The organism is Streptomyces sp. NPDC012637 (assembly GCF_042954805.1).
In the GTDB taxonomy this organism is placed as follows: Bacteria; Actinomycetota; Actinomycetes; order Streptomycetales; family Streptomycetaceae; genus Streptomyces.
In genome coordinates this window covers 521871-535520 of the sequence record NZ_JBIBDS010000003.1, presented here as the reverse complement: position 1 = coordinate 535520, position 13650 = coordinate 521871, and the positions used below count along the sequence as shown (strand labels likewise).

Here is a 13650-nt window from a genome sequence, read left to right as displayed (position 1 = left end):
GTCGGGCGGCGTCAGCCCCGGCGCTCCTGCTTCTGCTTGTCCTCCACGCAGAGGGTGGCGCGCGGGAAGGCCTGCATCCTGGCCTTGCCGATGGGCTTCCCGCAGACCTCGCACAGGCCGTACGTGCCCGCGTCGAGCCGCTCCAGGGCGTGCTCGGTCTGCTCCAGCATCTCGCGGGCGTTGGCCGCCAGGGCGAGCTCGTGCTCCCGCGTGATGTTCTTGGTGCCGGTGTCGGCCTGGTCGTCACCGGCACCGTCGCCGGAATCGCGCATCAGACCGGTCAGCTCCTCCCGGGAGTGCGCCAGCTCGCTGCGCAGCCGCAGCACCTCCGCCTGGAGCTCGTTGCGGGCCTCGGTGACCTCCTCAGGGGTCCAGGGATCCTCCCCGGGCCGTACGGCGAGCTCACCGGTACGGGCCGGAGGCACCGCGGCCTCGCTCCCGGCCGTCGTGACGCCAACCGCGGTCTTCTTCGCTGCCACCGTCCTGGCTCCTGTCTTCCGGTTCTTCGGGGCGGCCCCACCGGCCGGGGCCGCCGTCTCTGATGGCTCCGCCGTCTTGTCGGCGGACTGTTCGGTGGCCGTCTTCGTGGCGGCCGTCTTCTTCTCCGCCGTCTTCGTGGCGGCGGTCTTCCTGGTGGCCGTGCGCGTGGTGGCCGTCTTCTTGGCGGTCGTCGTCCCGCCTGCCGTCTTCTTCGCCGTCGCCTTCTTCGCGGCCGTCTTCTTCGCGGCCGTCTTCGTGGCGGGGGCCGCGGCGGTGAGGGCCGACGTGTCCGCCGGATCGGCGGCGGGCACGGGTGTCTTCCCGGCGGGTGCCTTCCTGGCCGGCGCTTTCCTGCCCGGCGCCTTCTTGGCGGATGAATTGTTGGCGTGTGCCTTCTTGGCGGGTGCCTTCGCCGCCTTCTTCGCGGGCGCGGTCGTCTTCGCGGGCGCGGTCGTCTTCGCGGCCGGTGCCTTCGCGGCCGTGGATTTCGTGGCCGTCGTCTTCCTCGCGGCGGTCTTCTTCGCCACCATGTCGCGGCCCCTTCACATTTTGTGATCTTGCTCGCGAATCGTGCTGGGACGATAAATCGGCCCAAGGCCCGCGGCAACGGGGCACGCCGCCCATTCCACCCGCTCCGGCGCCCTGCGGGGCGAGTCTGCATCGGTTGTGCCCAGCTCCCCGGCGGGTTATCCGCGCCGCACCTCCCCCACTTGGCCGCAGCCGAAGTCCGCGCGGTGCCGTGTGGCCATTCGGGTCACCGGAAAAGCGGTCGGCCGACCCCGCCGGGGGCCCGTACACTGGCCTGAGCGAAAGGCTTGGATGGGGACGAGTAGCGTCGTACGCAGCCATGAGCGACCCGGGGACGGTGCGAGCCCGGGGGCGAGCCCGATGTGAAGCATCACCCCGGAGCTGCCGGAAGAAAGCCGCGGTCGTCGATTCGGCCGTGACGAGTAGAACCGGTGTCGCGACCCCAATGAGGGGGCTCAGGGCATCCGTGCCCGGGGCCAAGGAGGGTGGTACCGCGGGAGCAGTGCTCTCGTCCCTCCGGACGGAACGAGGCACATCCGCCGGAGGAAGATCGATGTCTTCGCAGTACCGCCAGGTACCCGCCCAGGTAGACCTGCCCGCGCTCGAGCACGCCGTGCTCGACTTCTGGCGCGAGAACAAGGTCTTCGCCAAGACCCTGGAGCAGTCCGAGGGACGCCCGGAGTGGGTGTTCTACGAGGGCCCGCCGACCGCCAACGGCATGCCCGGCGCCCACCACATCGAGGCCCGCGTCTTCAAGGACGTCTTCCCCCGCTTCCGGACCATGCGCGGCTACCACGTCGCCCGCAAGGCCGGCTGGGACTGCCACGGCCTGCCCGTGGAGCTCGCCGTCGAGAAGGAGCTCGGCTTCTCCGGCAAGAAGGACATCGAGGCGTACGGCATCGCCGAGTTCAACGCCAAGTGCCGCGAGTCCGTGACCCGCCACACCGACGCCTTCGCCGAGCTGACCACGCGCATGGGCTACTGGGTCGACCTCGACGACGCCTACCGGACCATGGACCCCTCGTACATCGAGTCGGTCTGGTGGTCGCTCAAGCAGATCTTCGACAAGGACCTCCTCGTCCAGGACCACCGCGTCGCGCCGTGGTGCCCGCGCTGCGGCACCGGCCTGTCCGACCACGAGCTCGCGCAGGGCTACGAGACGGTCGTCGACCCGTCCGTCTACGTGCGCTTCCCGCTGACCTCCGGCCCGCTCGCCGGCAAGGCCGCGCTCCTGGTGTGGACGACCACGCCGTGGACCCTGGTGTCCAACACGGCGGTCGCCGCCCACCCCGAGGTGACCTACGTGGTCGCCACGGACGGCGACGAGAAGCTGGTCGTCGCCGAGCCGCTCCTCGAGAAGGCGCTCGGCGAGGGCTGGGTGACCACCGGCGAGTCCTTCACGGGCAAGGACATGGAGCGCTGGACGTATCAGCGCCCCTTCGACCTGGTGGAGTTCCCGGACACCGCCCACTACGTGGTCAACGCCGAGTACGTGACGACCGAGGACGGCACGGGTCTGGTCCACCAGTCCCCCGCCTTCGGTGAGGACGACCTCAAGGTCTGCCGCGCCTACGGCCTGCCGGTCGTGAACCCGGTCCGCCCCGACGGCACCTTCGAGGAGGACGTGCCGCTGGTCGGCGGCGTCTTCTTCAAGAAGGCCGACGAGGCGCTCACCGCCGACCTGGAGGCGCGCGGCCTGCTCTTCAGGCACATCGCCTACGAGCACAGCTACCCGCACTGCTGGCGCTGCCACACGGCGCTCCTGTACTACGCGCAGCCGTCCTGGTACATCCGCACCACCGCGGTCAAGGACCGCCTGCTCGAAGAGAACGAGAACACCAACTGGTTCCCGGACTCGGTCAAGCACGGCCGCTTCGGCGACTGGCTGAACAACAACATCGACTGGGCGCTGTCCCGCAACCGCTACTGGGGCACGCCGCTGCCGATCTGGCGCTGCGAGGACGACCACCTGACGTGCGTGGGCTCGCGCGCGGAGCTGTCGGAGCTGACGGGCACGGACCAGTCGGCCCTGGACCCGCACCGCCCGTACATCGACGACGTCACCTTCGCCTGCCCGGCGGAGGGCTGCGGAAGGACCGCGACGCGGGTCCCCGAGGTCATCGACGCCTGGTACGACTCGGGCTCGATGCCGTTCGCGCAGTACGGCTACCCGTACCAGAACAAGGAGCTGTTCGAGAGCCGCTACCCGGCGCAGTTCATCTCCGAGGCGATCGACCAGACGCGCGGCTGGTTCTACACGCTGATGGCCGTCGGCACCCTGGTCTTCGACAAGTCCTCGTACGAGAACGTGGTCTGCCTCGGCCACATCCTCGCCGAGGACGGCCGCAAGATGTCCAAGCACCTGGGCAACATCCTCCAGCCGATCCCGCTGATGGACCAGCACGGCGCCGACGCGGTCCGCTGGTTCATGGCGGCCGGCGGCTCGCCGTGGGCGGCGCGCCGGGTGGGCCACGGCACCATCCAGGAGGTCGTCCGCAAGACCCTCCTGACGTACTGGAACACGGTCGCCTTCCAGGCGCTGTACGCCCGTACGTCGGGCTGGGCGCCGAGCGCGGCGGACCCGGCCCCGGCCGACCGCACGGTCCTCGACCGCTGGCTCCTGTCCGAGCTGAACACGCTGGTGACCGAGGCCACCGAGGCGATGGAGGCGTACGACACCCAGCGCACCGGCAAGCTCCTGTCGGCCTTCGTCGACGACCTGTCCAACTGGTACGTGCGCCGCTCGCGCCGCCGGTTCTGGCAGGGCGACAAGGCGGCCCTGCGCACCCTGCACGAGGTCGTGGAGACGGTCACGCGCCTGATGGCCCCGCTCACCCCGTTCATCACGGAGCGGGTCTGGCAGGACCTGATCGTCCCGGTCACCCCCGACGCCCCGGAGTCGGTCCACCTGGCGACCTGGCCGGAGCCGGACACCGCCCTCGTGGACCCGCCCCTCTCGGAGCAGATGCTCCTGGTCCGCCGCCTGGTGGAGCTGGGCCGCGCCACGCGTGCGGAGTCGGGCGTGAAGACCCGCCAGCCGCTCTCGCGGGCGCTGGTGGCGGCCGCGGGCTTCGCGGATCTGTCCGAGGACCTCCAGGCGCAGATCACCGAGGAGCTCAACGTCTCCTCGCTCGCCTCCCTGTCGGAGGTGGGCGGCAGCCTGGTCGACACGACGGCGAAGGCGAACTTCCGGGCGCTGGGCAAGCGCTTCGGCAAGGGCGTCCAGGACGTGGCGAAGGCGGTGGCGGCGACGGACGCGGCGGCGCTGGCGCTGGCGCTGCGCGACGGCGAGGCGACGCTGGAGGTCAACGGCGAGCAGATCACCGTGACCCCCGAGGAGATCATCATCACGGAGACCCCGAGGGAAGGCTGGTCGGTGGCCTCGGACTCGGGCGCCACGGTCGCCCTGGACCTGGAGATCACGCCGGAGCTCCGCAAGGCGGGTCTGGCCCGTGACGCGATCCGCCTGATCCAGGAGGCCCGCAAGAACAGCGGCCTGGACGTCGCGGACCGCATCGCCCTCCGTTGGACCTCGACGTCGCCGGAGACGGCGGAGGCCCTCACGGCCCACGCGGCCCTGATCGCGGACGAGGTCCTGTCCACGGACTACGCGCAGGGCGAGGCCGACGGCACGTACGGCGCCGCCTTCGAGGACGAGTCCCTGTCCCTCGTCTTCCGCCTCCGCAAGGCGTAACCACCCCGGCAAGGGCCCGGCACCGAGCACCTCGGTACCGGGCCTTCGCCGTCTGCCCGGCGCCCCGCAGCCACCCCAGCAGCGAGCGCCGGCGCCCACCTACGCCTGGGGCCCCGCCCCGACCTCCCCGCCGCCCCGAGGCCAGGGGCCCGCCCTCCCGGAGGTCCGTGGCGGAGCCCCGGTTCGGGAAGGGGCGGGAAGGAGCGGGCGGGGCGGGGTGGCGAAGAGAGGCGCGCCGCAGGCGTGCCCACCGGAGCCGCAGGCGGAGGCCGCCCCGGCCCCGCCCACCCGTCCAGGTACGCCGAAGGGCCGGGCCCCGGTGTTCACCAGGGTCCGGCCCTTCAGGACTGCCGACGACGGCTACGCGTTCGACACGCGTTGATCCGCCGGCCTCAGTTGTCGTCCTCGTCGATCAGGAAACCGCGCATCGGCGCCGGTGCCTGCTGCATCGGCTGCGGGGCCTGCGGGCGGACCGGAGCCATCGGCTGGGTCATCGCCGGGGACATCTGCTGCTGACCGCCGTACGACGGGGCGCCGCCCATCGGGCTGTTGCCGCCGTAGGACGGGGCGCTCGCGCCGGCCGGGGCCATCGACGGGGACGGCGGAAGCGACGCGGTCGCCGGGGTGCGCGGCGGGGCCAGCGAGTCGTCGGCCTGGGTCTCCAGCTGACGCAGCTGGGACTCGAGGTACGACTTCAGACGGGTCCGGTACTCGCGCTCGAAGCCCCGCAGGTCCTCGACCTTGCGCTCGAGGGTGGCGCGGGCGGACTCCAGGGAGCCCATCGCGACGCGGTGCTTCTCCTGCGCGTCCCGCTCCAGGGCGTCGGCCTTGGCGCGGGCGTCCCGCTCCAGGCCCTCGGCGCGCGAGCGCGCCTCGCCGACGATCTTGTTGGCCTCGGAACGGGCCTCCGCGATCGCCTGGTCGGCGGTCTGCTGCGCCAGCGAGAGGACGCGCGCGGCGCTGTCGCCACCGGGGCCCTGCGGAGCCGGCTGCATCGGCTGCTGCTGCGGGTGACCCATGGGGCCGCCCTGCATCGGGCCGGGGCCCATCGGGCCGCCCTGCATCGGGCCGGGGCCCATGGGGCCGCCCTGCATGGGACCACCCTGCATGGGGCCGGCGGGAAGCGCGGGGGCACCGGACGGCAGCTGCGGCGGGCCCTGCATGCCCTGCTGCTGGGCCGGCGGTCCGGATATGGCGGCGGGCACGGGGGCGCCGGGACCGACGGGACGATCCTGCGGCTCCGGCGGCTTGCGCATGCCCTGCTGCTGCTGGTTCTGCGCGGCAGCACGGGTCGCCGCGGCCAGCTTGGCGCGCAGGTCCTCGTTCTCACGGAGCAGTCGGGTCAGTTCGGCTTCGACCTCGTCGAGGAAGGCATCGACCTCGTCCTCGTCATAGCCTTCTCGAAGGCGGACGGTCGTGAACTGCTTGTTCCGCACGTCCTCGGGGGTCAGCGGCATCTCTTCTTCACCTCTACGTAGTCGTCGGCAGTCGGCAAGACCGTATCGTCCACAGATTCCTCCACCCTCACCTCGCGAAGCTGCTCACGACGGAGATCAGGATGTAGACGATGATCATCAGAACGAAGAAGGACAGGTCGAGTGCCACGCCCCCGAGACGCAGCGGCGGGATGAGCCGCCGCAGAAGCTTGAGCGGTGGATCGGTCACAGTGTAGGTGGCCTCCAGGACCACCACCATCGCCTTACCGGGTTGCCATGACCGGGCGAACTGGAAGACGTAGTCCATGACCAGCCGGAAGATCAGCAGGACGAGGAAGCACATCAGCGCGATGTAGACCACCTGCAGTGCGACGCCCATCCCGCGGTTCCCTCTCCCCTGGCTCTCGTGCTCTCACATGTCCGGCCGCTCTCCGCGGCCGGGCCGTTCTCGGTCTCGTTCTTTCAGCTCTGGTTGAAGAATCCGCCCTCTGCGATGCGGGCCTTGTCCTCCGCCGTGACATCGACGTTAGCAGGCGACAACAGGAACACCTTCTGCGTCACGCGCTCAATGCTGCCATGGAGCCCGAACACGAGTCCGGCAGCAAAGTCGACAAGTCGCTTCGCGTCGGTGTCGTCCATCTCCGTGAGATTCATGATCACCGGGGTGCCCTCACGGAAGTGTTCCCCGATGGTACGGGCCTCGTTGTAGGTCCGCGGGTGCAGCGTGGTGATGCGGTACGGCTCCCGCTCGGACACGACCTTGGGCATGATCACCGGTGCGTTCTTCTCCAGGCTCGGACGTTCGGGTGTGATGGATGCCACGGGGGCAATTCGGGCAGGACGTCCGCTTTCAGCGTGTACCGGCACAGACTGAGCCACCGGCTCGCGCGGCGCCGGTGGCGTGACCACCCGCACCGGCTCCTCCCGCTCCACCTGGCGCGGAGGCTGGTGGTGGCGCCGGTCACGCTCGGGCTCGGGCTCCAGCTCGGGTTCGAAGTCGTCGTCGGGGTCGAATCCCCGGCCGTCGTAGCCATCGTCCTCCACGAGGCCGAGGTAGACCGCCATCTTGCGCATCGCGCCGGCCATTCTCTGCATCCTCCGCTCTGTGGTGGATCGCCCTTACCGAATGTCGCAGTGTCACCAAGTGCCCGCGATCCACGGGTCCGTCCGCCTTCTCGGCGGAATGACCATATTTTCTGCTGTGGTCCGACTTGCTTCGCGACGTTACCCGAGCTTCGGGCGGACTCCGAGTACCGCCGTACCGATGCGCACGTGTGTCGCTCCGGCCGCCACGGCCTCCTCGAGGTCCGCACTCATGCCTGCTGACACCATGTTCGCAGTTGGACGGGTCGCGCGCAGGACAGTCGACAAATCCATCAGCCGCTCGAAAGCGGCCTGTTGCCGGCCCGCGTACGGACCGGCCAGCGGCGCGACGGTCATCAGGCCGTCGAGCCGCAGCGAGGGAGCGGCGTCCACGGCGGCCGCCAACTCCTCGATCCCGTCCGGGGCCACCCCGCCGCGCTCGCCCCGGTGCCCGGACTCGGCGTCGAGGGCGACCTGGACCAGGCAGCCCAGCTCGCGCCCCGCCTTCTCCGCGGCCGCGGAGAGAGAGGAGACGAGCCGCAAACGGTCGACGGACTGCACCACATCGGCATAACCCACCACGGATCGGACCTTGTTGGTCTGCAACTGGCCCACGAAGTGCCAGGTCAGGTCGAGGTCCGCACAGGCGGCGGCCTTGGGGGCCGCGTCCTGGTCCCGGTTCTCGGCGACGTGCCGCACTCCGAGTTCGTGCAGCAGCCTGACGTCGCTCGCGGGGTAGGTCTTGGTGACCACGACGAGGGTCACGTCCTCCCGCGCCCGCCCGGCGGCGGCGCACGCGGCGGCGATGCGCTCCTCCACCCGGGCGAGGTTCTCGGCGAGTTCCGACTTGCGGTCCGTCATATCTCTTCTCAGATCAACCAGACATATCCCGCGAGTCGCCCTGTGGTGCGATCGCGGCGGTACGAGTAGTGGTCGCGGGACTCCAGGGTGCAGACCCCGGCGTCCTCGACGTCCCGGACCCCGAGACGCTCCAACTGGGCGCGCACTCCGGCGGCCACGTCGACGGCCGGGGTGCCCCAGCTCGTCACGGCGTGCGCGGCCGGCTCGACCGCGGCCACCTCGGCGCGCATCGGCTCGGGCACCTCGTAGCAGCGTCCGCAGACCGAGGGTCCGGTGCGGGCGGTGATGCGGGAGGGGTCGGCGCCGAGGTCGGTCATCGCCTTCACGGCGGCGGGCACGACGCCGGCCACCATTCCCGGCCGCCCCGCGTGGGCGGCGGCCGCGACCCCGGCGACGGGATCGGCGAGCAGGACCGGGACGCAGTCCGCGGTGAGGACGGCGAGGGCGAGGCCGCGGGTGGCGGTCACGATCGCGTCGACGGAGGGGACCACGTCGGCGGGCCCTCCGCTCCAGGGGCCTTCGACCACGGCCACGTCGGCGCCGTGCACCTGGTTCATCCAGACCACCCGCGCCGGATCGAGCCCGAGCTCCTCCGCCACCAGTGTCCGGTTGGCCCGTACGGCCGTCGGCTCGTCGCCCACGGCGCCACCGAGGTTGAGCTCCTCGTACGGAACGGCGCTCACCCCGCCCCACCGGTCGGTGAAGGCGAAGTGCGCGCCGCTCGTCTCGTAACGCTGCCCTATCAACGTGTCACTTCAGGAAGTCCGGGACATCAAGCTCTTCGGCCTGGGTGTCCGGGTACGGGCGGGCCGGCGGGACCACCGGCGGCGCGACGGGCGGCAGCGAGGTCTCGCCGACGGCCGGCGCGGGCTCGGCGGGGGCGGCCGGCTCCTCGCGCGGGGTCACCGTGCCCAGACCGCCGAGCGGGCGGGAGGTCTCGGTGGGGCGGGGCGCCGGGGCGGGCTCCTCGCGCTTGGCGGAGACCGAGCCGATGATGTTGTCGCGGCGGGCCGGCGGCTGGCCGCCGTCGAAGCCGGCGGCGATGACGGTGACCCGGACCTCGTCGCCGAGGGCGTCGTCGATGACGGCGCCGAAGATGATGTTCGCCTCGGGGTGGGCGGCCTCGCTCACCAGCTGGGCGGCCTCGTTGATCTCGAAGAGGCCGAGGTCGCTGCCGCCGGAGATGGACAGCAGGACACCGCGGGCGCCGTCGATGGACGCCTCCAGGAGCGGCGAGGAGATCGCCATCTCGGCGGCGGCCACGGCGCGGTCGTCGCCGCGGGCGGAGCCGATGCCCATGAGGGCGGAACCGGCCTCGGACATGACCGACTTGACGTCGGCGAAGTCGAGGTTGATCAGACCGGGGGTGGTGATGAGGTCGGTGATGCCCTGGACACCGCTGAGGAGCACCTGGTCGGCCGACTTGAAGGCGTCGAGCACGGAGACCTGGCGGTCCGAGATCGAGAGCAGCCGGTCGTTCGGGATGACGATGAGGGTGTCGACCTCTTCGCGGAGCTCGGCGATGCCGTCCTCCGCCTGGTTGGCGCGACGGCGGCCCTCGAAGGTGAACGGGCGGGTGACCACGCCGATGGTGAGGGCGCCGAGCGAGCGCGCGATGTTGGCGACGACGGGCGCGCCGCCGGTGCCGGTGCCGCCGCCTTCGCCGGCGGTGACGAAGACCATGTCGGCCCCCTTGAGGACCTCCTCGATCTCCTCGCGGTGGTCCTCTGCCGCCTTGCGGCCGACGGCCGGGTTGGCCCCGGCCCCGAGGCCGCGGGTGAGTTCACGGCCGACGTCGAGCTTGACGTCGGCGTCGCTCATCAACAGCGCCTGCGCGTCGGTGTTGATGGCGATGAACTCGACGCCCTTGAGACCGACCTCGATCATTCGGTTGATGGCATTGACACCACCGCCGCCGACACCGATGACCTTGATGACTGCGAGGTAGTTCTGCGGTGCTGCCACGTCGAAGGCCTCTCGCCTCGAGTTACGTGTCGCCGCTCCGCGGTGGTTAGACGCGTTGCTGACGACGGATGCCGATTGGGACGGTCCATGACGCCGACCCAAACCCTAACGTTGAAGTTTAGGGTTACCAGTGTCTCTGTTCGCTGGACTCTTCCGAACAGGACACTAAGTCGACAAGTGGCGCACGTTCAACGAACACGCCGAACCTCCCGTTTTTCTTTTCACCCTATGTGATCACCCGTAGCGCTGGCCAACCAGGGTGCTGGCCAGCACAGATGAGCGTCAACTTCCCGACGAGGCGGGTGCGGTGGGGGCACTTACATCGAAGTGCCCCGCTTTGGGAGTCGCTTTCATGAGCGCGGTGAGAACGCGGGCCTTCACGGGACCGTCCTCACCGCTGCCCCAGAAGACGCTGCGGCCCTTGCCGAGTTCCAGAGTGATGGAGTCGAACGACGTGATCCGGACGACACGGACGTCCTGGGCGATTTTCTCCGGGAGTTCGCCCGTCACGCCTACCGCGGCCTTCAGCAGCCGCTCGCTGTCGAAGCGGCGCAGGCTGGGAGAGGCGGCGGCGTCGAGGACGAGCCGGGGTACGCCGCGGGGCGGGGTGGCCACGGTGGCGAACCGCACGCCGCCCGCGTCCACTTCATCGTATTTCCGGCCGTTCTGGAGCAGCAGGACCGGGCGGCGTTCCGTCACTTTCAGACCGATTCCGTGCGGCCAGGACCGGACGACGTCCACGCTGTCGATGCGGGGAAGTTCCTCGCGCAGCCGGGCCTCGATGGCGTCGGTGTCGACCGAGACCAGCGGCGCGCCGAGCGGCACGGCGGCGATCCGCTCGACCTCGCCACGGGTGAGCACCTTCGTGCCGGAGGTGCTCACCTTCTCGACCCGGAACCAGCCGGAGCCGTAGAGCGCCCAGACGACGCCCGCCGCGAGGAGGACGGCACCGAGGACGGCCAGGAGCACGCGCGGGCCGGGCACCCGGAACTTCCGGGTGCCCGGTCGGGACGGCTGCCGCGGCGCCGCCTTGGACCTGCTCGTTCCACTCTTCTCGGCGGTCGTCGGTCCGGCTGCCACGGTGGCGTCTCCTGCCTGTTGCCTCTGCTCGGCGCGGCGCGCGCTACGCCTGTCGGCGGGCGGCGATCGCCTCGTACACCATGCCGACGAGCAGCTCGTCGGCGTCCCGGCGGCCGAACTCGGCGGCGGAGCGGGACATCTCGTACAGGCGGTGCGGATCGGCCAGTACGGGCAGGACGTTGGCCTGCACCCACTGCGGCGACAGTTCCGCGTCGTCGACGAGGAGTCCACCGCCGGCCTTGACCACCGGCTGGGCGTTGAGCCGCTGTTCGCCGTTGCCGATGGGCAGCGGGACGTAGGCGGCCGGCAGTCCGACGGCGGAGAGCTCGGCGACGGTCATCGCGCCCGCGCGGCAGAGCATCATGTCGGCGGCGGCGTACGCGAGATCCATCCGGTCCACGTACGGTACCGGCACGTACGGCGGCATTCCGGGCATGTTGTCGACACGCGGCAGTTCGTTCTTCGGGCCGACCGCGTGCAGGATCTGGATGCCGGAGCGCTGGAGCACCGGCGCGATCTGCTGGATGACCTCGTTGAGCCGGCGTGCGCCCTGGGAGCCGCCGGAGACCAGCAGGGTCGGCAGGTTCGGGTCGAGGCCGAACGCGGCGCGCGCCTCGGGGCGTACGCGGGCGCGGTCGAGGGTCGCGATGGAGTGCCGCAGCGGGATGCCGATGTAACGGGCGTTCCGCAGCTTGGAGTCCGGGGTGGCGACGGCGACACCGGCCGCGTAGCGCGAGCCGATCTTGTTGGCCAGGCCGGGCCGGGCGTTGGCCTCGTGGACCACGATCGGCACGCCGAGCCGCTTGGCGGCCAGGTAGCCGGGCAGCGCCACGTAGCCGCCGAAGCCGACCACGCAGTCCGCCTTGGTGCGCTCCAGGACCTGCTCGGCGGCCTTGATCGTGCCGCGCAGCCGTCCGGGGACGGTGATCAGCTCGGGCGTGGGCTTGCGGGGCAGCGGCACGGCCGGGATGAGCGCCAGCTCGTAGCCGCGCTCGGGCACCAGCCGGGTCTCCAGGCCCTTCTCCGTGCCCAGCGCCGTGATCCCCACGGAGGGGTCCTGCCTGCGCAGGGCGTCCGCGAGGGCGAGCGCGGGCTCGATGTGACCGGCTGTACCTCCGCCGGCGAGTACGACATGCACCGAAATTCACCGCTCTCCGGACGGACGCTTCTTGACGCGCCGTCGCATCGACTTCCATCTCCCCCCGACCCGCTTGCCCCATCCGGGGCGCCGCATGGCCAGGGCCGCTTTCGCGGCGGGATCCTGTCGCGCGAAGGCGATCAGGAGCCCGACGGCGAACATGGTCGGCAGCAGGGCCGACCCTCCGTAGGAGAACAGCGGGAGCGGGACTCCGGCGATCGGCAGCAGACCGAGCACCGCACCGATGTTGATCACGGCCTGGGCCGTGATCCAGGTGGTCACGCCTCCCGCGGCATACCTGACGAAGGGGTCCTCCGTACGTCCGGCCACGCGGATACCCGCATAGCCTAGAGCCGCGAACAGGGCCAGCACCGACAGCGTCCCCGCCAGGCCCAGTTCCTCCCCGGTGACGGCGAAGATGAAGTCGGTGTGCGCTTCAGGGAGTTGGCCCCATTTTTCCACACTTGCCCCGAGTCCGGAACCGAACCATCCGCCCGAGGCCAGGGCGTAGATTCCGTGCGCGGCCTGCCAGCACGGGTCTCCCGCGCCGCCCGGGTCGCTGGCGCCGAGGCAGCCGAAGCGCTCCAGACGGTGCGGGCTGGTCTTGATGAGCAGCCCGCCGATCACCGCGGCGACGGCGAGCACCCCGACGAAGAGCCGGGTGGGCGCGCCCGCGGTCCACAGCAGGCCGAACAGGATCGCCGTGAGAATGATCGCCGTGCCCATGTCACCGCCCAGCATGATCAGACCGAGCAGCAGGAACGCTCCGGGCACCAGCGGCACCAGCATGTGCTTCCACTGGGTGAGCAGCTTCATGTCCTGCTTGCGGGCCAGCAGGTCGGCTCCCCACAGGATCAGCGCCAGCTTGCCGAACTCGCTGGGCTGGAGCATGAACGGTCCGCCCAGCGAGATCCAGTTCTGGTTGCCGCCGACCGAGACCCCTATCCCGGGGATCTGGACCAGCACCATCAGGAAGATCGCGCCGACCAGGATCGGGTAGGCGAGCGCCCGGTGCAGCTTCACCGGCATCCGGGAGGCCAGGAACAGCAGCCCCGCGCCGAGCAGCGCCGCGAAGAACTGCTTGCGGAAGAAGTACGAGGGCACCAGGTCATAGCGGAGCGCCGTGATCATCGAGGCCGAGTAGACCATCACCAGGCCGAGCGCGGTGATGAGCAGTCCCGCGCCGACGATCACGTAGTACGCGGTGAGCGGCCGGTCCCAGGCCCGGCGGCCCCGCTCGTAGAGCCCCCGCACCCCGCCCGCGCGGCGCTTCCTCGGCGCCGCGGGGGCGCGGCCGGCGCCGCGTACGGCGGCCGGCCGGCGTGTCCCGGCGGTTCTGCTCGGCATGGTCGCTGTCCCCTCCAGTCGTGCCCGGCGCGGCCGGA

General features: G+C 70.9%; 12 protein-coding genes. 2 read left to right on the top strand and 10 right to left on the bottom strand.

Annotation, left to right across the window (positions count from 1 at the left end):
* Window positions 1–11: 11 nt before the first annotated feature.
* Window positions 12–479, bottom strand: coding sequence for a TraR/DksA C4-type zinc finger protein (locus tag ACFY8W_RS15470; RefSeq protein ID WP_391104989.1), 468 nt, complete (start codon window positions 477–479; stop codon window positions 12–14).
* A 94-nt stretch (window positions 480–573) separates the two neighbouring features.
* Here ACFY8W_RS15470 and ACFY8W_RS15465 point away from each other — a divergent pair, with 94 nt between their 5' ends.
* Together ACFY8W_RS15465 and ileS are read left to right on the top strand one after the other, a co-directional pair.
* Window positions 574–1035, top strand: coding sequence for a hypothetical protein (locus tag ACFY8W_RS15465; RefSeq protein WP_391104987.1), 462 nt, complete (start codon window positions 574–576; stop codon window positions 1033–1035).
* A gap of 526 nt (window positions 1036–1561) precedes the next feature.
* Complete coding sequence (gene ileS, locus ACFY8W_RS15460; RefSeq protein WP_391104985.1) at window positions 1562–4702, top strand: isoleucine--tRNA ligase; 3141 nt, start codon at window positions 1562–1564, stop codon at window positions 4700–4702.
* 392 nt (window positions 4703–5094) lie between these two features.
* Here ileS and ACFY8W_RS15455 read toward each other — a convergent pair whose 3' ends face one another.
* The 9 genes from ACFY8W_RS15455 to ftsW form a co-directional block, all read right to left on the bottom strand.
* Window positions 5095–6159, bottom strand: a complete 1065-nt coding sequence (locus tag ACFY8W_RS15455) for a DivIVA domain-containing protein (RefSeq protein ID WP_391104983.1) — start codon at window positions 6157–6159, stop codon at window positions 5095–5097.
* Window positions 6160–6226: 67 nt separating this feature from the next.
* Window positions 6227–6517 carry a YggT family protein gene (locus ACFY8W_RS15450; RefSeq protein ID WP_361164094.1) on the bottom strand — a complete coding sequence of 97 codons (291 nt, stop codon included), beginning with the start codon at window positions 6515–6517 and terminating at the stop codon, window positions 6227–6229.
* Window positions 6518–6600: 83 nt separating this feature from the next.
* Complete coding sequence (locus ACFY8W_RS15445) at window positions 6601–7224, bottom strand: cell division protein SepF (RefSeq protein WP_128982254.1); 624 nt, start codon at window positions 7222–7224, stop codon at window positions 6601–6603.
* A 138-nt stretch (window positions 7225–7362) separates the two neighbouring features.
* Window positions 7363–8082 (bottom strand): YggS family pyridoxal phosphate-dependent enzyme, encoded by a 720-nt coding sequence (locus ACFY8W_RS15440; RefSeq protein ID WP_391104981.1) that lies wholly within the window; start codon window positions 8080–8082, stop codon window positions 7363–7365.
* Window positions 8083–8090: 8 nt separating this feature from the next.
* On the bottom strand, window positions 8091–8828 hold the full coding sequence (gene pgeF / locus ACFY8W_RS15435) for a peptidoglycan editing factor PgeF (RefSeq protein WP_391104979.1): 738 nt from the start codon (window positions 8826–8828) through the stop codon (window positions 8091–8093).
* A gap of 4 nt (window positions 8829–8832) precedes the next feature.
* Window positions 8833–10047, bottom strand: coding sequence for a cell division protein FtsZ (ftsZ, locus tag ACFY8W_RS15430; RefSeq protein ID WP_391104977.1), 1215 nt, complete (start codon window positions 10045–10047; stop codon window positions 8833–8835).
* 282 nt (window positions 10048–10329) lie between these two features.
* Window positions 10330–11127, bottom strand: coding sequence for an FtsQ-type POTRA domain-containing protein (locus ACFY8W_RS15425; RefSeq protein ID WP_391104975.1), 798 nt, complete (start codon window positions 11125–11127; stop codon window positions 10330–10332).
* Between the two features lie 43 nt (window positions 11128–11170).
* Window positions 11171–12265, bottom strand: a complete 1095-nt coding sequence (gene murG / locus ACFY8W_RS15420) for an undecaprenyldiphospho-muramoylpentapeptide beta-N-acetylglucosaminyltransferase (RefSeq protein ID WP_391104973.1) — start codon at window positions 12263–12265, stop codon at window positions 11171–11173.
* A gap of 6 nt (window positions 12266–12271) precedes the next feature.
* Window positions 12272–13612: a putative lipid II flippase FtsW gene (ftsW, locus tag ACFY8W_RS15415; protein ID WP_391104971.1), complete on the bottom strand. Its 1341-nt coding sequence runs from the start codon at window positions 13610–13612 to the stop codon at window positions 12272–12274.
* Window positions 13613–13650: the final 38 nt, after the last annotated feature.